At 64.2% G+C, this 21,223-nt stretch carries 17 protein-coding genes; 9 read left to right on the top strand and 8 right to left on the bottom strand.

What is annotated here, in order from left to right; all coding sequences use genetic code 11:
- Positions 1-93: 93 nt before the first annotated feature.
- Positions 94-1,314: a glycoside hydrolase family 76 protein gene (locus M1E05_RS18045; RefSeq protein WP_461163785.1), complete on the bottom strand. Its 1,221-nt coding sequence runs from the start codon at positions 1,312-1,314 to the stop codon at positions 94-96.
- Positions 1,315-1,429: 115 nt separating this feature from the next.
- On the opposite strand from M1E05_RS18045, the gene M1E05_RS18040 reads away from it, so the two are divergent.
- Complete coding sequence (locus M1E05_RS18040; RefSeq protein WP_461163784.1) at positions 1,430-2,287, top strand: SDR family NAD(P)-dependent oxidoreductase; 858 nt, start codon at positions 1,430-1,432, stop codon at positions 2,285-2,287.
- Complete coding sequence (locus M1E05_RS18035; RefSeq protein WP_461163783.1) at positions 2,284-3,510, top strand: acyl-CoA dehydrogenase family protein; 1,227 nt, start codon at positions 2,284-2,286, stop codon at positions 3,508-3,510. Before M1E05_RS18040 ends, M1E05_RS18035 begins: the two co-directional genes overlap by 4 nt.
- A 17-nt stretch (positions 3,511-3,527) precedes the next feature.
- Here the strand turns inward: M1E05_RS18035 and M1E05_RS18030 are convergent, their stop codons facing one another.
- Positions 3,528-4,373 (bottom strand): DUF1684 domain-containing protein, encoded by an 846-nt coding sequence (locus M1E05_RS18030; protein ID WP_458113207.1) that lies wholly within the window; start codon positions 4,371-4,373, stop codon positions 3,528-3,530.
- Positions 4,374-4,484: 111 nt separating this feature from the next.
- Between M1E05_RS18030 and M1E05_RS18025 the strand changes: the two genes are divergently transcribed.
- The 3 genes from M1E05_RS18025 (at position 4,485) to M1E05_RS18015 (ending at position 8,439) form a co-directional block, all read left to right on the top strand.
- The gene (locus tag M1E05_RS18025; protein WP_458113208.1) at positions 4,485-4,787 is read left to right on the top strand and encodes a hypothetical protein; all 303 of its coding nucleotides are present in this window, start codon (positions 4,485-4,487) and stop codon (positions 4,785-4,787) included.
- 177 nt (positions 4,788-4,964) lie between these two features.
- A complete protein-coding gene (gene ppc, locus M1E05_RS18020) occupies positions 4,965-7,793 on the top strand; it encodes a phosphoenolpyruvate carboxylase (protein WP_458113209.1) in 2,829 nt (942 codons plus the stop codon).
- Positions 7,794-8,133: 340 nt separating this feature from the next.
- Positions 8,134-8,439, top strand: a complete 306-nt coding sequence (locus M1E05_RS18015) for a hypothetical protein (protein WP_458113210.1) — start codon at positions 8,134-8,136, stop codon at positions 8,437-8,439.
- Between the two features lie 10 nt (positions 8,440-8,449).
- Here M1E05_RS18015 and M1E05_RS18010 read toward each other — a convergent pair whose 3' ends face one another.
- The gene (locus tag M1E05_RS18010; RefSeq protein WP_461163782.1) at positions 8,450-9,076 is read right to left on the bottom strand and encodes a DedA family protein; all 627 of its coding nucleotides are present in this window, start codon (positions 9,074-9,076) and stop codon (positions 8,450-8,452) included.
- A gap of 57 nt (positions 9,077-9,133) precedes the next feature.
- Positions 9,134-9,790, bottom strand: coding sequence for a hypothetical protein (locus M1E05_RS18005; RefSeq protein WP_461163781.1), 657 nt, complete (start codon positions 9,788-9,790; stop codon positions 9,134-9,136).
- A gap of 130 nt (positions 9,791-9,920) precedes the next feature.
- Between M1E05_RS18005 and M1E05_RS18000 the strand changes: the two genes are divergently transcribed.
- A complete protein-coding gene (locus M1E05_RS18000; protein ID WP_461163780.1) occupies positions 9,921-10,442 on the top strand; it encodes an O-acetyl-ADP-ribose deacetylase in 522 nt (173 codons plus the stop codon).
- Between the two features lie 69 nt (positions 10,443-10,511).
- Here the strand turns inward: M1E05_RS18000 and M1E05_RS17995 are convergent, their stop codons facing one another.
- Entirely contained in the window at positions 10,512-11,447 is a 936-nt protein-coding gene (locus M1E05_RS17995) for a pseudouridine synthase (RefSeq protein ID WP_458114413.1), read from the bottom strand.
- Positions 11,448-11,604: 157 nt separating this feature from the next.
- Here M1E05_RS17995 and M1E05_RS17990 point away from each other — a divergent pair, with 157 nt between their 5' ends.
- Positions 11,605-12,243 carry a helix-turn-helix domain-containing protein gene (locus M1E05_RS17990; protein WP_461163779.1) on the top strand — a complete coding sequence of 213 codons (639 nt, stop codon included), beginning with the start codon at positions 11,605-11,607 and terminating at the stop codon, positions 12,241-12,243.
- Positions 12,236-12,931, top strand: a complete 696-nt coding sequence (locus M1E05_RS17985) for an SRPBCC family protein (protein ID WP_461163778.1) — start codon at positions 12,236-12,238, stop codon at positions 12,929-12,931. Before M1E05_RS17990 ends, M1E05_RS17985 begins: the two co-directional genes overlap by 8 nt.
- A 141-nt stretch (positions 12,932-13,072) precedes the next feature.
- Here M1E05_RS17985 and yczR read toward each other — a convergent pair whose 3' ends face one another.
- Entirely contained in the window at positions 13,073-14,554 is a 1,482-nt protein-coding gene (yczR, locus tag M1E05_RS17980) for a MocR-like transcription factor YczR (protein ID WP_461163777.1), read from the bottom strand.
- Between the two features lie 59 nt (positions 14,555-14,613).
- On the opposite strand from yczR, the gene yczE reads away from it, so the two are divergent.
- Complete coding sequence (gene yczE, locus M1E05_RS17975) at positions 14,614-15,252, top strand: membrane protein YczE (RefSeq protein ID WP_461163776.1); 639 nt, start codon at positions 14,614-14,616, stop codon at positions 15,250-15,252.
- A 42-nt stretch (positions 15,253-15,294) separates the two neighbouring features.
- On the opposite strand, the gene M1E05_RS17970 is transcribed toward yczE, so the two are convergent.
- Positions 15,295-16,146, bottom strand: coding sequence for an Fpg/Nei family DNA glycosylase (locus M1E05_RS17970; RefSeq protein ID WP_461163775.1), 852 nt, complete (start codon positions 16,144-16,146; stop codon positions 15,295-15,297).
- 11 nt (positions 16,147-16,157) lie between these two features.
- Positions 16,158-21,188: a DNA glycosylase AlkZ-like family protein gene (locus M1E05_RS17965; protein ID WP_461165282.1), complete on the bottom strand. Its 5,031-nt coding sequence runs from the start codon at positions 21,186-21,188 to the stop codon at positions 16,158-16,160.
- Positions 21,189-21,223 lie beyond the last annotated feature (35 nt).

Here is a 21,223-nt window from a genome sequence, read left to right as displayed (position 1 = left end):
CACGGGGAAACTGTAGGTTAGCCAAACCTTACTTCCAAGTCGCAGTCGGATTAAGTGACCAGTATCACAAGGATTACCGCAATGTTGCGTGCCCTAATTGAAGTACCCACTGCTAGCCGCGTCCCCGACGGTCGCGGCAGCCTCCAGAATCATCCATGCCTGCAGTTGCGTGGAAAGCTCGAGGGCGGCACCCGGCGGGCAGGTGACGGTCGCCGGAATTTCCGGGTTTAGAGAAAAAACCATCGTCCCTCCGTACTTCGCCAATGGTTCTCCGGCTGCGATCAGGCGTCGGCCTTGCCACAACGACCCGGCAGTGTCCACGACCAGCTGGGAGGCAACTGTGCGGCTGGATGCCGGAAGCCGTCGATCGGCGGCTGCCAACGCGAGGTATCTTGCCAGGATTCCCGTGAAAAGTCCGCCATCGCCAGTGCCCTCCCCGCGGAGTACCCGGAGGTCCTTACCTGCTCCTGGGTGCCCCGGCCGGGTGAGCTCGCGATCAACTGCTTCAATCAAAGCCGCCGCTCGTTTCAGGTTCTGGACGCCACCCAGCTCTAACAAGGCTCCCAGTACAGGGCCTTGGTTGTAGGTGTAAACGGCACCCACCAGCTCCTCGCTGCCGTCCGGGCGTATTCGCAGCCCATCGAGATACAGTCCTTTGGTGGGGTCGAACAGTCTTGCAGCCAGCCAATCCAACAGTTCCTGCGCCTTGGCTGTGTTCCCGTTCCGTGCGTAGAAGAGGGCTATTGGCGCTGTGGCGGGAGTGTTCTTGAAGTCGCGCGTGGTGTTCCAGAAAGTGCCCCCGCCCAAGTGGTGTGTTGAGGCGGAATCAAATTGCAGCTCGAGTGCTCTCAGTGCCCTTTCATTTCTGCGGCGACCCACTCCCCGGGATTCCTCTGCCAGCTTCTGGAGGCGCTGCGCAGCCAGCGCAAGCCAGGCCATGTCGTCGTAGTAACTGTTGACGAACGTCAGGAGGTTTCGGAGCCTGATGCCAGTGACCAGGCGTGAAGCCAACTTCGCGGCACTCGGCCGTCTAGCGCCGTCGAACGGGCGTTTGTGGGCCAGCTCGCGGCTGCCTGTATCCACCAGGCAATCGAGGTAATGGGCCTGCCACCAGTAATGCCAGGGTTTGGTGGGGCTTGGCAGGCGGCCGGAGGGGCGTTGCACGGCGGCAAGATGCGTTCCGGGAAGTAAGCACACGCGATGCCCAAACATCCGGGTGACCGACCTGGCAGCCTCGTCCGCCCGGGAAGCCCAGAGTGAATCCCTAACAGAATCCTTGGCGTACGGAGGCAGTGGAGCGTTGGGGTCACTCATGTTTCCAGCCTAACGGCCCTGCCGGCAACAGGCGGAGGTGCTTTCTCCGGGAATTCCAGTTAACATGCATTAACTAACGGTCGAGGCAGGCCGGGTTCCACATCAAGGAGGATGCATGGATATCAGCGGTGCTGTCGCGCTAATAACAGGGGGAGCCTCCGGGCTGGGTGCAGCGACGGCCAGGCGTCTTTTCCAGGCGGGAGCTTCAGTGGTCCTCCTGGATCTCGCTTCCTCCTCCGGTGCCGCCTACGCCGCTGAGCTCAACGAAGCGGGCAGGGCGTTCTCCGGCCGCGCGAACCCCGGCCGCGCGTTCCCCGGGCCCACGAACGCCGGGAGCCCGCCGTCGAGCTCTGCCGTCTTTGCAGCAGCAGACGTCACAGACGAACGTGACGTTCAGGCCGCCGTCGACGCCGCCACGGCGCTGGGGCCGCTGCGGATAGTGGTGAACTGTGCGGGCATCGCCACACCGGGTAAAGTCCTGGGCCGCGATGGTGTGCTCCCGTTGGAGGCCTTCAACCGCGTAATCCAGATCAATCTCGTGGGCACCTTCAATGTAGTGAGGCTCGCTGCGGAAGCCATGGCGGCCACTGAGCCGGTGACCACGGAACTGGGCGGGCCCGAACGCGGAGTCATTATCAACACGGCTTCGGTCGCCGCCTTTGAGGGGCAAATTGGCCAGCCTGCGTATGCTGCGTCCAAGGGTGCTGTCGCAGCCATGACCCTTCCACTGGCCCGCGAACTGGCGCGGTCGCTGATCCGGGTGAACACCATCGCCCCAGGAATTTTCGAAACGCCGATGATGGCCGGGCTGCCCCGGGAAGCGCAGGAATCGCTGGGCCAGCAGGTGCCGCACCCCGCACGCCTGGGCCGGCCGGAGGAGTACGCCAACCTGGCTGCCCACCTCGTTGACAACGCCATGATCAACGGAGAAACCATCCGCCTCGACGGCGCCATCCGGATGGGGCCCAAATGACGGCCGAACGGTTGTCAGCTGACTCTCCGCCGCTGGAATCGCTGCCGACGGCGGACTTCTTCCAGTTCGAGTCGTTACTGAACCCCGCCGAACAGGCCAAGCTGAACGAGTTGCGGGAGTTCCTGGCTGACGAAATCGCACCGTATGCGACCCAGTGGTGGAACGACGCTGAATTCCCGGCGCACATCCTGCCCAAGCTTGCGGAACTACAGCTGAGCACCCCTGCGCAACGCGGCTACAGCCACCTTTTCGCGGGCCTTGTTATTGCGGAAATGACCCGGGTTGACACGTCGATCGCCACGTTTTTCCTGGTGCATCACGACCTTTTTGTGGAGTCGCTGTATGGGTTCGGCTCTGAAGAGCAAAGGGCGCGGCTGCTCCATGACGCCGCTAACCTCCGCACCACGGGGGCCTTCGCCCTGACCGAGCCGCAGCACGGCTCCGATGTGGCCGGCGGAATGGAGACGCGGGCCCGGCGGATCTCCTCCGCGACGGGGGAGGCCGACGACGGCGGCGACAGCTGGATACTGAACGGCGCAAAGCGGTGGATCGGCAACGGGACGTTCTGCGATTACCTGCTGGTCTGGGCCCGGGACGAATCCGATGACGCCGTCAGGGGCTTCATTGTGGATGCAACACTGCCGGGCGTCACCAGGAGCCGCATCGAGAACAAGATCGCCCTGCGCACGGTTCAGAACGCTGACATTGTTTTCCAGAACGTCAGGGTTGCCGAGGCCGACCGTTTCTCCGGCATAAGCAGTTTCGAAGACACCAAGGAATTGCTGCGCGGTTCCCGGATCATGGTGGCCTGGCAGGCGGTGGGTCAGCAGCTGGCGGCGTTCGACGTAGCCCGTCAATACGCGCTGGACCGCGAACAGTTCGGCAGACCGCTGGCGAAGTTCCAGCTCATCCAGCAGCAACTCGTGACAATGCTCGGCAACGCCGTCGCCAGCCTGGGCATGATGGTGCGGATCGCCCAACTCCAGGAACAGGGCAAGGCGGACATGGCGCAGGTGGCCCTTGCTAAGTCCTATACGAGCGCGAGGATGCGGGAAACCGTTGCCTTGGGGCGTTCCATTCTGGGCGGCAACGGGATTGTCACGGACTACCGGATGGCCAAGATCTTCGCCGACGCCGAAGCCATCTACACCTACGAGGGCTCGTTCGAGATCAATTCGCTCATTGTGGGCCGGGCGGTGACCGGAGTGTCTGCGATCGCCTAGTTGTCCGCCCAGCGGTGCTAGCCGAGGCTTCCCGCCGGAAGCTTCTCGCCTGCTGTCACCTCGACGTCGATCGAATTTCCCCTGACCGGCATGGGGCAGGTGCCGTACGGAGTGAAGGCGCTGGGGTAGTTGATGGCACGGTTGAAGTCGATGACCACGGAGCCGTCGGGGCGTGGGCGCGGGATGAAGACCTTGCGCCATTCATCCGTGGAGATTCCGTTCGTTTCGTCATGGAATGTGACTGTGAGGGCCCCGAGTTTCTCTTCCTCAGCATGGAGGCGGATTTCGTGCGGAATCCCAGGGACCCGGAACACCACTTCCCCCACTGAGCGGTGAACGCCGTCCACTAAGGGATTAGCAGTGGCGATCGGCACGTCCACGGGCTCCGGGTAGGGTTCGAACCTTCCCTGGATCACCCAGCCGGGATCGTAGTCAAAGGTGGGCACGCCGTCGAACTCCGTGAATAAGGGCGAGCGTGAATCACGCGTCCGGATGGCATATTTGTGGGCCCGCCTGACGAGTTCCACCACCACCTGCTTGCCGTCCCCGCCGCCGAACTGCACCCACATCAGCGATTCCTCGTTCGCTAACGAGGCAGAAATTGTGCCGTCAACGGGCTCCCCGGTCTCCACCAGTGTGAGCCGGTCTTTCGCCGCAGCGGTGAGGAACGCCGTCGCGCCTTTGGCTGAGCCTGTACCGTCTGTTGACCAGAGTCCGGGCACAAGCTCGACCCGGGCCGGCCGGTTCTCCAGCCATTGGAAGGACGTTAGCGTCAGCCAGCCGTGTTCGCTGGCGAGGGCCGCATTCCGGCTCTTCCGGAAGCGCTGCCAACGCTCCACTTGGGCATCAGGCGTAGTGCTCATGGTTCCTCACGTTCTGCGGTCGCTGCTGCGTCTGCTCCTGCATGCTCCTGCGTTGGCATCAACAGCAGTCCATCATGGTCCATTCCCCGCTTCCAGGCGTAGGCTCAGGATATGGCGGCGGAGGCGTTTATCACGGTCCTGGTATGCGTGGCTCTGGTGGTGCTGTTTACCCTGGGTGGCATGTCAATGCTGAAACACGGTGTGAATACCAAGGGCGCGGCTGGAACGCTGGGCAGTGCGCTGGGGGTCATTGATCCGTCCACCGGCGCACCCACCTACGCTCCGGGTGCTGCCCGGGAGGAAATGAAACAACACAAGCACGAGGCGCCGTCGTCGGGGAATGGATTGGATCCCTCCACCGTGTACTCGGGAAAGATTTCCCTCCCGGACCCGTCGGGTTCCAGCCGCACTTGAACGCCCTCATCCTCCCGCACCAAGCTGCCCGCTGCGCTGACATTTTCTGAGACAAATTCCCATCACTAAGGGTGCTGCGGGTAACATCCCCTAGGAACAAGTAACCCGGCTCACAGTATCCAGCGCAGTGTACGAGCCAAGTCCGAACCCTTTCCGAACCTCCGAAAGATAGCTTCCATGGCTGACACTGCCTTGAATTCCAGCACCGATTTCGCCAGCACCGACCTGGCTTCCGAACTGCGCGCGGACGTCCGGCGCGTGTCCACCCTCCTGGGCGAATCCCTGGTCCGCCAGCATGGCCCTGAGCTGCTGGACCTTGTTGAGCAGGTCCGGCTCCTGACAAAGGAATCGAAGGAAGCGGCCCGCGGCGGCGCCCAGGCAACAGGCCCGTGGAGCGCGCACGACGTCGTCGCCCAGGTCCGCGAGCTGCTCGGCTCCTTGCCGCTTGAGCAGGCAACAGATCTGGTGCGCGCCTTCGCTTTTTACTTCCACCTCGCCAACGCGGCTGAGCAGGTCCACCGGGTCCGCGGTCTCCGCACTCGGCAGGAGAAGGATGGCTGGCTGGCCAAGGCCGTGGCCGACATCGCTACCCAGGCAGGTCCCGCCGTCCTGCAGACCGTGGTGAATGAGCTCGACGTCCGCCCCATTTTCACGGCCCACCCCACCGAGGCATCCCGTCGGTCAGTGCTGGATAAGATCCGGAGGTTGTCGGACATCCTGGCCGAATCCACGGAGGAAGGAACGTCCGCCCGCCGTCGGCAGGACCGGCAGCTCTCCGAAGTTATCGACCAGATGTGGCAGACCGACGAGCTCCGCCAGGTCCGTCCCACTCCTGTCGACGAGGCCCGGAACGCCATCTACTACCTCAACAGCATCCTCACCGACGCGATGCCGGAAATGCTCACCGATCTTTCCGAGCTCCTGGCCGAACAGGGCGTGACGCTGCCGGCTCAGAACGCGCCCATCCGTTTCGGTTCCTGGATCGGCGGTGACCGCGACGGCAACCCCAACGTGACGGCCTCCGTGACGCGGGAGATCCTCCAACTCCAGAACCAGCACGCCGTCCGGATCAGCATCACCATGATCGACGAGCTGATTTCCATCCTGTCAAACTCCACAGCACTCGCCGGTGCCGACCAGGAACTTCTCGACTCGATCGAGGCGGATCTCGCCAAGCTGCCCGGGCTGGACCGGCGCGTCCTGGAACTCAACGCGCAGGAACCGTACCGGCTCAAGCTGACGTGCATCAAGGCGAAGCTGCTGAACACGGTCAAGCGGGTGGGGGCCGGTTCAGCACACGAGCACGGCAGGGACTACATCTCCACAGCCGAGCTCATCGAAGACTTCGAGCTGCTGGAAAACTCGCTGCGGCACCACTCCGCATCCCTTGCCGCGGATGGTGCGCTCGCGAGGGTCCGCCGAGCCATCTCGTCCTTCGGACTCCACCTCGCCACCCTGGATATCCGCGAACATGCCGATCACCACCATGACGCCGTCGGTCAGCTGATGGACCGCCTCGGGGGACCGGGGATCCGGTACGCCGAACTGAGCCGCCCCGAGCGTTTCGACGTGCTGGGCGCTGAACTTGCCTCCCGCCGTCCGCTGTCCGGTCACCCCATTAAGCTCGACGGCGCCGCCGACGGCACGTACGACGTCTTCCGTGAGATCCGCCGCGCCCTGCGCACTTACGGCCCGGATGTCATCGAGACGTACATCATTTCCATGACCCGTGGAGCCGATGACGTGCTGGCTGCGGCTGTGCTTGCGCGCGAAGCCGGCCTCGTTAGCCTCTTCGGTGAGGCGCCGTACGCCAGGATAGGGTTCGCGCCACTTCTGGAAACAGTTGAAGAGCTCCGGGCCTCGGCCGAAATCGTGGACCAACTGCTCTCCAACGCGTCGTACCGGGAACTGGTCCGGCTGCGCGGGGATATCCAGGAAATCATGCTGGGATACTCGGACTCCAACAAGGAATCCGGCGTGATGACCAGCCAGTGGGAGATCCACAAGACCCAGCGGAAGCTGCGTGATGTTGCCGCCAAGCACGGTGTCCGCGTGCGTCTTTTCCACGGCCGCGGAGGTTCCGTTGGTCGTGGCGGCGGGCCTACTTACGATGCCATCATGGCCCAGCCCAACGGGGTGCTGGAAGGCGAAATCAAGTTCACCGAGCAGGGCGAGGTCATCTCGGACAAGTACTCACTGCCAGAACTGGCACGGGAGAACCTCGAACTTTCCCTGGCCGCGGTGATGCAAGGCTCAGCTCTGCACCGCAGCCCTCGTACGTCCGATGATGAGCGTGTTCGCTACGGCCACGTTATGGAGATCATTTCCGACGCCGCATTTGACCAGTACCGGACGCTTATTGATGATCCTGACCTGCCGGCCTACTTCCTGGCATCCACGCCGGTGGAGCAGCTGGGCTCGCTGAATATCGGCTCCCGCCCGTCCAAGCGCCCGGATTCCGGTGCCGGGCTGGGTGGCCTGCGTGCCATTCCGTGGGTGTTCGGCTGGACCCAGTCACGGCAGATCGTGCCGGGCTGGTTCGGAGTCGGCTCCGGGCTGAAAGCCGCGCGGGAAGCCGGCCATGCAGACGAGTTGGTTGAAATGATGGACCGCTGGCACTTCTTCCGCTCGGTCCTGTCCAACGTGGAAATGACGCTGGCCAAGACCGATCTGGACATCGCCGGCTACTACGTTTCCTCCCTGGTCCCTGAAGACCTGCACCACCTGTTCCGCACCATCCGGGCGGAGTACGAGCTCACGGTCACCGAGATCCAGAACCTCACCGGCGAAAACGTCCTGCTCGACGCCCAGCCCACGTTGAAGCGGTCCCTGGAAATCCGCGACCAGTACCTTGACCCCATCAGCTACCTTCAGGTGGAGCTGCTGCGCCGCATCCGGGCCGAGGCCACAGAGGGCATTTCCGGCGCCGAGATCGACGAGCGCCTCCAGCGGGCAATGCTCATCACGGTCAACGGTGTGGCGGCAGGGCTCCGCAACACCGGCTAGGCCCCTTGCCTCCACCTCCTGCCCCTCCTCCTGCTCCTCCTGCCCCGACGCTCCCTCACCTTTCGCAGGTTTCTCAGCAACGCTCGCTCATGTTTCGCGGGTTTTTGGGTGACGCTCGCTCATGTTTCGCGGGTTTTGGGTGACCCTCGCTCACATCCTGCACCCAATTCCACCGACCTCACGAAAGGTGAGGGAGGGTTGGGGTTTTGGGGGCGAAAGGTGAGGGAGGGTTGGGGTTTTGGGGGCGAAAGGTGAGGGAGGGTTGGGGTTTTGGGGGCGAAAGGTGAGGGAGGGTTGGGGTTTTGGGGGCGAAAGGTGAGGGAGCGTTAGGGTGGGGTTTATGCCGTCGTTCCAGACCAGACTCAAGATCACGGGGCTGCGGCCTGGTAACCCACCGGAAGCGGTGATGGCGGCGGCAGTTGAAGCCCTGGAGACGCACCATCACGTCGAATCCAACCAGCTGAACATTGCTGGTGGCGTGCCGCAGCTGAACCTCCGCTTTCTCGTGGACGCGACGGAGTACAACGGTGAGAACAGTCAGGCGAGATTGTCGGCGTCGATGATGCGCGACGCCGTCGAACGGGTCGCGATGACGGGCTCCCTGCAGGTGCTTCGCCGGAACCGAGGACGCTGGGCGCCGATTTAGGTTATGCCAGTCAGGACGGGCTGGGATCTGCTTCAGGTTCCTCGACGGGGGAGCGGCTGCCTCGGCGGCGGGTGGCGATCATGCCTACAATCGCGCCGATGACCAGGCCAACCGCGACGCCGATCAGTGAACTCGCCCAAAACGGTAAACCAGTGGCGGTGCCCGTGAAATAGCCGAGGCCCACGAGCCAGACGGCCCAAAGGACGGCGCCGATTCCGGCGCAAAGATTGAAGGAGCGCGTGGTGACGTCGGCAATCCCGGCGGCTGCCGACGTCGCCAGCCGGCCCCCCGGGATAAACCTGACGCCGATGATGGCGCCGTAGGTGGAGGAACGCCCGGCCTTCGCAATGGCGTCATGCATGCCCTGGTGGACCTTCCGCCCCCACGACCATCTGTCCAGCACATGACTGAGCCGGCGTTTGAAGAGCTGAAAGACCACAACATCGCCCATCCAGGAGGAGAAGGCGGCTACCAGTCCCACCAGGAAAACGTTGGCGCGCCCGTCGGCCGAGAGTGCTCCGCCGGTGATCACCACCATCTCGGACGGGACGAGGGGGAATACCGCATCGGCCAAGACCATGGGAATGAGCCAGAAATAGATCGCGGCTCCCCAGCTGTCCGCATTGCCGATGTCCATGGCCACAAAATACCGTACTTGCCGCGGGTTGGTTCCGTGCCGTCCGGAGTTCGGGCGTCACGCTTCCTGGATGGCAGTGGGCAGTTGAGCTTTTGCACCGCTATGGCTCAGGTGCTTGCCGGCCCGGAAATACCAGTAGGGCCAGGCAACCCATGCGGCTGCCCCCAAGGCGATCCCTGCACTGCCGACAGTCCAACGCAACCACTCAGGTGCAGCTTCCGTGAAGGCGACAGCCGACAACGGGAGGGCAGCCAGCATCGCTCCGCCGATGAACACTCCGAGCTTGGCCAGGCTGCTTGGATACCCATTCATCCTGAGCAGCCTCCGATGGGCAAGGAAGAACCACGCACCCTGAATCATAATCGCCGTCACGGAGATACTTGTTGAGGTGGCGAAATCCAGCTGGTCGAAAACCAGCAGGAAGGAGCTGGCTGAGCCCGCCACGCATGCAGTCACAACGGTCCACTTACCGATCTGCGTCCAAAGCGAGGGGTCCAGGCGGCGATGCACTTGAAGAATGACGGGAATGACCACAAGGTTGAAGAGGCCACCGGTGAAATCATTCATTGTGCCAAAAATGAAAGGGCCGTTCTTGGGCACTTCTATGGCGAACATCAGCCCGAGAGTCGTAACGCCGACGACGCCAAGTCCTGCGGCAGCGGAGGCATATTTGGCCGCCATCCGATCACCGGGAATTTCCCTTGGGAGGTCCATGATGGGTCCTTTCACCTCATGAGACCCAAGCGGCGTAGGACCGCCACCTCGAAGGCAATTCTATGCCTGCTCGCGGCTCTCCGGCAGGGCCTGCCTGCCTTCCGTTGGACGTAAGTGCCAGACTTAAGCCATGCGCATCGAGATCCTTGAAGGCGACATCACCACCCGCCCCGTGGAGGCCATAGTCAACGCAGCCAACTCGTCATTGCTCGGGGGAGGAGGAGTCGACGGCGCCATTCACCGTGCGGCCGGTCCCGATTTATTGGAGGCATGCCGTGAGATCCGGGTAACTCTGCTGCCTGGAGGGCTGCCAGTGGGCGGAGCGGTGGTCACCCCCGGATTCCGCCTCCCATCGCGCTGGGTTATCCACACGGTTGGCCCTAATCGGCACGTGGGCGAGACGGATCCGGCACTGCTGAGATCGTGTTTCCGGGAAAGCCTTCGCGCCGCGGATTCGCTGGGCGCTCAATCCATCGCCTTTCCCGCCATCAGTGCGGGAGTTTACGGCTGGGATGCGGGGGAGGTTGCGAAAGCCGCGTCGGCAGCCTTGGATAATTTCGCCGGGGAGACGCCTGCAAGCTCACTTGAGCTCGTTGAGTTCGTGCTCTTCAGCGCCTCGACGGCGGATTCGTTCCGGCGCGTTTTTGGCTAGCTCAGGGGTGTGCGGGGGATGTGTGCGAGGGACATCGGGGCACAGCTGAGGACCGACGTCGGCGGAACGCTAGGCAACAGCGGGAGCATGGCTGAGTTGCAGCCTGCTGCGGTACTCCACGGGTTCCTTGGTGATGGGGTCCACGAACCGCACGCCGCGTGCCAACAACTGCAAGGGCCTGTTGTAATCGTCCGGGGCTTTGTCCAACAGGTCAGGGTAGAAGGCGTCGTTAAGGATGCCGAGCCCCAGCGAGGCCATGTGCACCCGGAGCTGGTGGGTCTTGCCTGAATGCGGTTCCAGGCGGTAGAGCGCGCGATGCCGGCCGCCGTCGTCGTACGTTGTGATCCTTTCAATGCGGGTTTCCGCATTCGGTTCACCCTCGATGACTTCAGCCAGCAGGTAGCTGCGGGACTTGGTCATGCGGTTTCGCACCACGACCGGGTACTCGACGGCGGCGTACCCGGCGGCGGGCTCAGCTGCGGCCACGCACTCGTACTCCTTCTGCAGCTGGCGCTTCTCGAACAGCACTTGGTACTTTCCGCGGGTCTCAGGATTGGTAGAGAGGAGCAGAAGACCGGCCGTCATCCTGTCCAGGCGGTGCATGGGAATCAGGTCGGGGAGGTTGAGCTGGTTGCGGAGCCGCACGAGGGCCGATTCCTGGATGTAGGTGCCGCCAGGAGTTGTGGGGAGGAAATGCGGCTTGTCCACTACGAGGAGGTGCTCGTCGTGATGCAGGATGTTCAGTTCCACGGGGATGCGCGTTTCCGGCGGCAACGTCCTGTAGTACCAGATGAAGGTGTGGTCCTCGAGTTTTGTGGTCCGGTTAAGGGGGATTCCGCCTTCTCCCACAATCTCCCCGGCGTCGAACCGGTCCTCAATTCCCTGCGGATCAATGTGCCCCCAACGGTGCATCATGTAATCCATTGCCGTTGTCCACGGGCCCTCGACCGGCAGGCGCAGGCGGGTCGCATTCACGCCGTCGCGTACGGGGAGGGGGGATTGCATCACGGGTCCATTCTACTTGGGCCCTGGGATGGCGAATTCGCCGGAAGCCGTCCCAGCCGCCGGAACCTTCCGGCGACCTCGGCTGGTTCCCGCGAACTCGGCGCCGACAGGAAAATAGTTCTTGACAAGTAAAGTTGTCGGTAACCATACTTTAAGCATGTTGGACATCGAAGTGATCGAGGATCCGGCCGCCGCCGAAGCGTCGCTGGACCCCATCCGCACCCGCATCCTCCAGGAGCTGGCGGACCCGGGCTCGGCCACGCAACTGGCAGCCAAGGTAGGCCTCCCGCGCCAGAAGGTGAACTACCATCTCAAGGCGCTTGAGCGGCACGGGCTGGTGCAACTTGTGGAGGAGCGGCGCAAAGGCAACGTCACGGAGCGCGTGCTTCAGGCGACGGCGGCGTCGTACCTGATTTCGCCGGTGGCGCTTGCATCGGTAGCTCCCGATCCTCACCGGTTCTCGGACCGGTTCTCCGCCTTCTGGCTGCTGGCGCTCGCCGGCCGCACAGTCCAGGAGATGGGGAAGCTGATTGCCGGGGCTGCTGCAGCCAGGCAGAAACTCGCCACGTTCGCCATCGACGGCGAGATCACCTTCCGGACCGCGGCAGATCGCGCCGCTTTCGCGGAGGAGCTCGGCGTTGCTGTGACACAACTCGTAGATAAATATCACGACGGCGGGTCCGGCACCGAAGGGTCCGGGGGACGCAAGCACAGGCTCGTCGTCGCCCTCCACCCGACACTCAAACCATCGAAAAACCCATCCACAACCCCAGCCAAGGAGCAGGATAATGACTGACAACAACCGTGAATTCGAGATCGTCGTCGATACCGAGCTGCCCGGAACGCCGGAGCAGGTCTGGGAAGCCGTCACCAAGGACACGCCCGCCTGGATGTTCCCGACGGACCAGTGGCCGGCCGTCAGGACAGTGGACGACTATCCCCGCCACCTGGTCACCCGCATGGACGGTCCGGACGGCTGGTTCAACCAGTTGGAGCACGTTCTGGAACCGGTGGAGGGCGGACGGGCCAAGCTTCACTATGTGCACAGCGGCATCTTCACGGACGACTGGGACCAGCAGTACGACGGCGCGAGCAAGCACACCGAGTTCTACCTCCACACCCTCGGCCAGTACCTGAAGTATTTCAATGGGAAGCCCGTCGCGTTCGCTGACATCCAGGCACCCGCCTCTTCACAGGAGTCGCAGGGATTTATTCGGCTCAAGGAATCACTCGGAGTTGGGGACGCCGTTCAGGGGCAGTCCGTGGAGTTGGAGCTCGACGGCGTCGGGCGCCTTTCCGGCGAAGTGGACTTCTCCAATGAGCACTTCCTGGGGCTTCGCACATCCGAGGCCATGTACCGGTTCTTCGGCCGCAACTCGTTCGGCGCCGCGGTGGGGATGACAGTCCATGATTTCAGTGGGAAGACGAGCTCAGAGAAGATTGCGGCGGCGTGGGGCGGCTTCCTCCAGAGGGTGTACGTCTAGCTGCGTCGGCCACGAGGACGCGCATACGGTTTGGCGACGCGGATATGGACCGAGGACACCCGGATTCGGGTGTCCTCGGTCCGTTTGCGTGTCCAGCAGGCATATCCGTGTCCCGGCCAGTTTGCGCGTCCGGGGCCGGCCCTAGGCGATGGCCGATTGCCTGGGTTCCTTCAGGGTTCGCCGGAGCTGCGGGGCGGCATTGAGCCGGTCCTGGGCTGAACGCAGTGCATGGACCGCGGTTTCGAGCTGTGCAGGCGGGAGGGTAAAGGGGACACGCAGGTAGTGCTCGAAGGCTCCACCAACGCCGAACCGTGGCCCGGCAGCGAGCCTGATGCCGAAGTCCGGAGCGATCACTGTCAGGGCTGTGCTGGCTGGGGTGGGCAGCCGGCACCAGACGGAGAGGCCGCCACTCGGCCGCTCCACCTGCCACTGCGGGAGGTGCTCCTGAAGGAGTTCCAGCAGCACCGACCGGTTGTTCCGCAAAGCTGAGAGCCGGCCAAACAAGGGTTCAGTCAGCGCGCGGACCAGATGCGCCGAAGCCAGCTGCTCCACCACCGGGCCGCCGAGGTCAAGGGTGCTCCTTGCGGCGGCAAACTTCTGGATCAAGGTCCTGTCTGCGCGGATCCATCCTGAACGCAAACCGGCCCAGTGGGATTTGCTGAGTGATCCGATGGAAACGACGGCAGAGCTGAACCTGGCCACGGGGGTGGTGACCACGCCATCGAGATTCAGTTCCCGCAGCGTTTCATCCACCACCAGAACGGTGCCGGACGCTGCTGCCGCCTTCACCAGTTGGCGTCGTTGGGAATCCGGCATGAGCCTGCCGGTGGGGTTGTGGAAATCAGCGACGACGTAGGCCATCTTGGGGCGCAGCTGCATCATGGTGGAACTCAGGGCATCGAGGTCCCAGCCCAAACCGCCAGCAGAAGGCAAGGGAACGGGAACCGGGCGGCAGCCGGCGGCACGAATAGCGTCAAGGGCGTTGGGGTACGTGGGCTGCTCCACGAGTACCCGGTCCTGCCGGCCTGCCAAGGTGCGCAACACAATGTTCAGGGCGTGCTGGGCTCCGGATGTGACCAGGATTTGCTCTTCATCAGTGGGAACACCTGCCCTGCTGTAGTGGGCTGCTATGGCCTGGCGGAGAGCCGACACGCCCAGGGTGTCATACCCAAACCCCGGCAGCAGCGCAGGCAATTCAGTGATTGCTGCCGCGAACGCCCGGTGGACCACCTCGCCACTGGCCGGCAGCGAGGCGTAAGCGAGGTCAAGAAGCCCCTCAGGTACCGCCAGGCCAGGGCTGGCGGTTAAGGCCCCGGCGGCCCCTACCGGATTCTCCCCCGGAAGTGTGCGTTGCGGGATACATGTGCGGCCGCGACTGCCTTGCCGGCTGCTGAGGAATCCCTGGTCCCGCAGGCTTCCATAAGCGGCGGTGACCGTAGTCCTGCTGATATCCAAAGTGGATGCCAGGGTCCGCTCACTCGGAAGGGCCACGTCAAGCGGCACCCTCCCGTCCAGGATCAGGAGGCGGACGACGTCGGCCAGTTCGCGATAGGCGGGCGCGGCACCAAGGTTCCACTCACCGAGGAGACGCGACAGCGCACTGGGATTCAAGGAGCCAGCCATAAGGCCAGTATCGCAGACTGGCTATGGATTACAAGGCCAGTTGTGGAGAACATGGTTCAGTGATGACACGACGATTGACTCAGCTTTTTATTGGCCTTGCCTTGTACGGATTCTCCCTGGCCATGTTTATCCGGGCAGCCCTCGGCTTGGACCCTTGGGACGTTTTCCACCAAGGCCTTGCCGGCAAGGTGGGCTGGAGCATCGGCATGGTGGTTGTGGTGGTGAGCTTCCTTGTACTGCTCCTGTGGATTCCGCTCCGGCAGCGGCCTGGGATCGGCACGCTCAGCAATGCAGTGCTGGTGGGCGTATTTGCCGACGTCGGATTACTCCTGATCCCGGAGTTCTCCCACCTTGGCGGGCAGATCGCGCTGCTGGTGGGTGCGGTGCTCCTGAATGGGATCGCCTCCGCCTGCTACATCGGTGCACGCCTCGGCCCAGGGCCCAGGGACGGGCTGATGACAGGCCTGGCCCGCAGGACCGGCTGGTCAGTTCGCCTGTCAAGGACGGGGATCGAAGTTGTGGTGCTGGCGGCCGGGTGGTTGCTGGGCGGTTCCATCGGCGTGGGCACGGTAGTTTACGCATTGGCGATCGGGCCGCTGGTGCAGCTTCTCCTGCCGAAGTTCATGGTTCCCGAATTTCCGGCGGTGGCACTGGATGCCGTGGACGACGAGGAGCAGATGCCCGTCCAGGCTGCCTGAGTCCCGCAGGATCCCGGTGCCGCAGTGCCACAGTACTCATGGTCAGGAGGCTGGGGGCTCCGGCTGGCACTCTGGGCAGAAGTAGATGTCCCGTTCCTCGATGGCGCTGCTTCTTCCTTGGGCACTGTTCCCAAGGACGCCGTACCGGATGGGCGCCCCGCAGCGCAGGCAGGGCCGGTGTTCCCGGCCGTACACCCAGTAGCCGGGACGCCCTCCACTGCGGCCTACGGGTTTTCCCTGTGGTCTCATCACGGTGGTGCGGCGGGCAGACCCGATGTTGGCTTCCAGCAATTGCTTGCCGTCCTCAAGGAGGGCGGGAAGGTCGGCTACTGCGGAGACGGGCGCAGCCGGGTGGATGCGCGAGAGGAAGCAGACTTCACAGCGGTAAATGTTCCCGATGCCGGCGAGGTTCCGCTGGTCAAGGAGCGCCACTCCGATGGGTACCTCAGGGCGGGTGAGTATGCGGCGCTGGGCCTCGTCAGTGTCCCAGTCAGGGCCCAGGAGGTCCGGTCCCAGGTGACCCACCACAGAGTCCTCGTCCGCGGTTTTGACCACCTCCAGTATTCCCAGGGAGAACCCGACGGCGTCTGCCGCAGCCGTGCGCAGAACGCATCTGGCCGTGAACCCCGGTTTGCGCCACCGGCCGCCTGGCGGGTACACCTGCCAGGCGCCCTCCATCTTGAGGTGGGAATGGATGGTGAGCCGTTCCTGCGCGGGACCCTGAAGCCTCATGAGTAAATGTTTGCCACGGGGCACCACCTCGCTGACCGTCCACCCGTCGAGCTTGAGCGTAGCGAAGCGCGGCACCCGGAAGTCAGAGGACAGGAGTTGCTGGCCAGCCAAGGCGGAGTGCAATTGTGCAGCCGCCCGCCACACTGAATCACCCTCGGGCACGGATCCTCCCCTCAGGCACGGACCCTCAGTCCCTTAGGGGTGGTGTAGGCGCCGGCCTGGGTCAGCGCAACGGCGGCCGGGGTCTCTGGAATGTCGTGGCCGTTGACCTTCTCCATCACTAGCTTGTCCACGGCGCCGCGGCGTACCACTCCCACCAACGCCGCTGCGGCAGAGGCCAGGATCGCGGTGTCCTCGCTGAAGGCGAGCAGGGTCTTGCCGCCGCGTTCCACGTAAAACACCAGTGCGCCGTCGACCATCACCACCAGGGCTCCCGACTTCCGTCCCGGGCGGTGGCCGCTGCCGGCTTCAACACTAAGTACCGGCCACGGAAGAGCCGCGCCGTAGGGATTGGCAGGATCGGTGGCTGCAAGGGCCAAGGCAATGGGTTCTGCTTTGGCCAGTTGAGAGTCCTCGGCGAACGAGCGGAGCCGGTCCACTGTGGCCGGGACTGCGAACTGGGCAGCCCCAAGGTGCTCGATGAAGTAGCCGCGCCGGCAACGTCCCGCCTCCTCCAGCCTCGCCAGGACTTTATACATCAGTCCGAAGCCACCCAAGATGTTTTCGGCCATGACCGAACCGCGCGTGACCACTCCGTACCTGTCCAGCAGGAGCTCGGCGCTGGCCCGGGCATGAATGGTGGGGTCAAGTTCCGGTGCCGGCAGCGCCGACCAGCGCCCGGCGGCCAGAGGGGGAGTGGGCGCTGCATTGCCAAGCGACCCATACCTACCGCCGGTCAGCCCCGGAGATCCAAGCAGCCCGGTTCCATGGGCCCGGCCCAGGCGGCTCATCCTCGGAGCGCGGGCACGTGGCGCCCGGGCTACCTGCCTGTGGGCGGTATGGCCACCGGCGATCAAAGCACGCACCGGAGCGAAGGTATCACCGGTGACCCGGCCCGCCCAAGCCAAATCCCAGAGTGCGGTGACCACATCGGAATCGCTTAAGACCGAATCCATTCCGCCTGCGATGTCCGTCAGCTGACGGAAGAAGTAGCCGCCGCCGTTGTTCTGGAGGTGTTCGAGCAGGCGGAGCTGGGCGTCGCCGGGTTGGTAGTCAGGGTTCGGATTCAGTGTCAGCTCCGCAGAATCTGCCACATGGAGGCTCACCCAGCCGTCGTTGCCGGGCAGCGCCCCTGCCCCGGACCAGAGGACTTCCCCGGCAGCCATGAGCTCGTCAAGCATCGCCGGCTGGTAATCGGCGACGCGGCCTGCCAGAACCAGTGGCTCCCAGGCCGAGGCGGGGATAGGCACACCGGACAGCTGATCAACTGCAGTGATGATCCCGTCCAGACCGCGCAGCACGGACTGGCCACGCCTGCCACCCGGCGTCAGCACATTCTGCCAGGCGGGAAGGAACCTGCCGTAGGCTGTGCCATCGACGGGCTCCACTTCCGCGCGGAGTGCAGCCAAGGACCTGCGGCGGAGCTTGCGGAGGACTTCGGCGTCGCACCACTCACTCGTGCCGGCCAGCGCAGCGGACACCGAAGCAGGCGAAGCCAACGGAGGTGAGGGTGCCGAGGCCGCCCCGGAAAAAGCTTCCTCGGGAGGAACGTCCGGCTTCTCCTCAGGTGCAACATGGGGACGGAACTCCCCTTCAACCACGCGCCCGTCCGCCGCCAGACGCTTTAGGGCGGAATTGACGACGGCGACGCCAAGTCCCAGCCGGTTGGCCGCTTCGGCAGAGGTGAACGGCCCATGCGTTCTGGCGTAGCGGGACACAAGGTCTCCCAACGGGTCGGCCACGGGTTCGATGAAGGCCAGGGGGACACCCATGGGGAGTGGCACGCCGAGAGCATCCCGCAATCTGGCGGCGTCTTCCACTGCCGCGAAGCGTTCGCCGCCGCCGATGTTGACTTTGAGAGCCCGGTTGGCGCGCTGCAGGGCGGCAAGGTGCACGGCTGCGTCGGCTGGTGTGGCATGCGCGCCGGCTGAGTCGAGGCGGAAGGAGACTTCCTCAGGCGTGAGAGGGCCGAGGAGCCGAAGCAGGTCGGCCACACCCTCCATTCCCCGGACCCGCCGATCAGATGCAAGGCGCTGGAGTTCCCGCTCGGTCGCCTCAATGACCTTGGGGTCCAGGAGTTCCCGGAGTTCCACCCGGCCCAGGAGCTCGTTGAGGAGCGTGGAGTCCAGCGCGAGCGCCGCTGCCCGGCGTTCGGCGAGCGGGGAATCACCCTCGTAAAGGAACTGGGCAACGTACCCAAAAAGCAGGGACTTGGCGAACGGTGACGGCTGCTGGGTAGTGGTCTCGACGATCCTGAGTTCGCGGCGTTCAACCGATGCTGCGATGTCCTTGAGGGCCGGGAGGTCATAGACGTCCTGGAGACACTCACGGACGGTCTCCAGGACGATCGGAAACGACGGGTATTTCCGGGCGACATCGAGCAGCTGGGCCGATCTTTGCCGTTGCTGCCAGAGCGGCTGTCTCTTTCCGGGATTCTGCCGGGGGAGCAGCAGGGCACGAGCCGAGCATTCCCTGAACCGCGAGGCAAAGAGGGCGCTGCCGCCTACCTCGGCCGTCACGATCTGTTCCAGTTCCTCCGGATCGAACAGGAAGAGTTCGGCCCCCGGAGGCTCGTCTTCCATCATGGGCACCCGGAGCACAATTCCGTCGTCAGCAGCCATGGCAGATCCGTCCAGCCCGTAGCGTTGCTGGAGCCGCTGCCCGACGGCCAGGGCCCAGGGGGCGTGGACGGGCATACCGAAGGGACTGTGCAGAATGACTCTCCAGTCGCCCAGTTCGTCGTGGAACCGCTCCACTACCAGCGTTGTGTCGCTGGGCACCACTTCGGTGGCCTGCCGCTGCTCAGCGAGGTACTGCAGAAGATTGTTGGCCGCGAAGTCGTCAAGCCCGCTGGCTTTGCACCGCTCAGTGGCAGGCCCGACGTCGGACGCGGAGAGCTCACGGACGAACGCGCCCAGCGCGCGGCCCAGATCAACCGGGCGGCCCAGGGAGTCGCCCTTCCAGAAGGGGAGCTTTCCGGGCTGGCCAAAAGCCGGTGAAACCAGGACACGGTCGTGCGTGATGTCCTCGATTTTCCAGCTGGTGGCACCGAGCGCGAAGATGTCGCCAACGCGGGACTCATAGACCATTTCCTCATCGAGCTCACCCACGCGGCGGCCGCCCTTGGCCGCTGAGCCCGCTGGCGCCGGGCTTCCTGGGGCGGAAGAGGCAGAGGAACCGGAGGAGCCCGTCCCCTCCACTTCGGTTCCGATGATGTAGACGCCAAACAGCCCCCGGTCCGGAATGGTGCCGCCGGACGTCACTGCCAGGCGCTGGGCGCCGGGGCGCCCCTCGATGGTGCCGGCGTTTCGGTCCCAGATGATCCGCGGACGGAGCTCAGCGAACTCGTCGGAAGGATACCGGCCGGCCAGCAGATCCAGCGTGGCCTCGAAAGCTGACCGCGGCAGGCTCGAGAAGGGAGCGGAACGACGGACGGTCGAAAACCACTCCTCGACGTCGATGCTGCCGAGGGCAGTGGCAGCAACCGTCTGTTGGGCCAGGATATCCAGGGGGTTGGCAGGCACACTAAGGCGTTCGATCTTGCCCCCGAGCATCCGCTCAACGGTGATGGCTGTGTGGACGAGATCGGCACGGTGTTTCGGGAACAGGACGCCCTGGGAGATTTCACCGACCTGGTGCCCGGCACGGCCAACACGCTGGAGGCCGCTGGCCACGGAGGGCGGAGACTCCACCTGCACCACCAGATCAACGGCGCCCATATCGATGCCGAGTTCCAGGGATGACGTAGCCACTACGCAGCGGAGCCGTCCAGACTTGAGGTCGTCTTCGATGAGGGCGCGCTGGTCCTTGGATACAGACCCGTGATGGGCCCTGGCCAGGACAGGATCGGCACCCGAGGTGCTGCCGGCCTGGGCCATCATGTGGGCCGGGGTGGCGGTGGAAGTAGGGGTAGCAGCGGAATTAGGCGCGCCCGCCGCAAGGGAGGCCGGGCCTGCGGAAGGGGATGAAGAAGAGGACGGGGCCGGGGCATCGAAAATTGTGGGCGCGCCCTCCCATCCTCCGCCGGCAGCTAACAGTTGGCGCTCAGCGTGGATCTCGTTAAGCCGGGCGGTGAGCCGTTCAGCCAGCCGCCGGGAGTTGGCGAACACGATAGTGGACTGGTTGGCCAGCACCAGGTCCACGATCTTTTCCTCGACGTGCGGCCAGATGGAGGCCTGCGGCTGGAGTCCGGAAGCCGGGCCTGAATCAAAGGCCCCTGCGGCCCCGGGCAGATCCGACATGTCCTCCACCGGAACGGAGACGGTGAGGTCCCAGTTCTTTTTCGACGGAGGCGCCACAATCTCGCAGGGTGCCGAACCTGCCAGGAACTGTGCCACAAGCTCCCTGGGCTCCACGGTTGCAGAGAGCCCGATCCGCTGGGCGGGCTTGGGCAGAAGTGCATCAAGGCGTTCCAGTGAGACAGCAAGATGGGCTCCGCGTTTGGTTCCGGCCACCGCGTGGACCTCGTCGACGATGATGGTGTCCACCTCAGCCAGGGTTTCCCGCGCCCGGGACGTCAGCATGAGGAAGAGCGATTCCGGCGTGGTGATCAGGATGTCAGGAGGATTGGTCAGCAATGCGCGCCGGTCCGCCGTCGTGGTGTCTCCTGAGCGGACCCCCACCGTGATCAGCGGGGCAGGCAGCCCCAGCTTTTTTGCTGTCTGTGTGATGCCGATCAGGGGCGCACGGAGGTTGCGTTCGACGTCGACGCCAAGGGCCTTGAGTGGGGAAATGTACAGGACCCGTGTTTTCCGCTTCAGGGCCTTGATCCTTCTGCCTTTTCCCCGCGAGCCCTCCCCGCCGGGCGCAACGGCTTCAACCGCAGAAGCATCCTCCGGGGGAGTCTCAGTCAGGACCCTGTCAGCAGCAAGGAGCCGGTCCAGGGCCCAGAGGAACGCGGCGAGAGTCTTCCCGGATCCTGTGGGAGCCACCACCAAGGCGTGGGAACCTGAGGAAATGGCGTTCCAGGCGCCCTCCTGAGCGGGAGTGGGCGTAGAAAAGGCACCCAGGAACCACTCCCGGGTGGACTGGCTGAACCGTTCCATGGTTCCGGCCCGCCTGTTCCCATGGATCCCCTGGT

The organism is Arthrobacter sp. R4-81 (genome assembly GCF_054792365.1).
The sequence above is the reverse complement of the archived record's forward strand: the minus strand, read 5'-3'. Positions and strand labels throughout refer to the sequence as shown.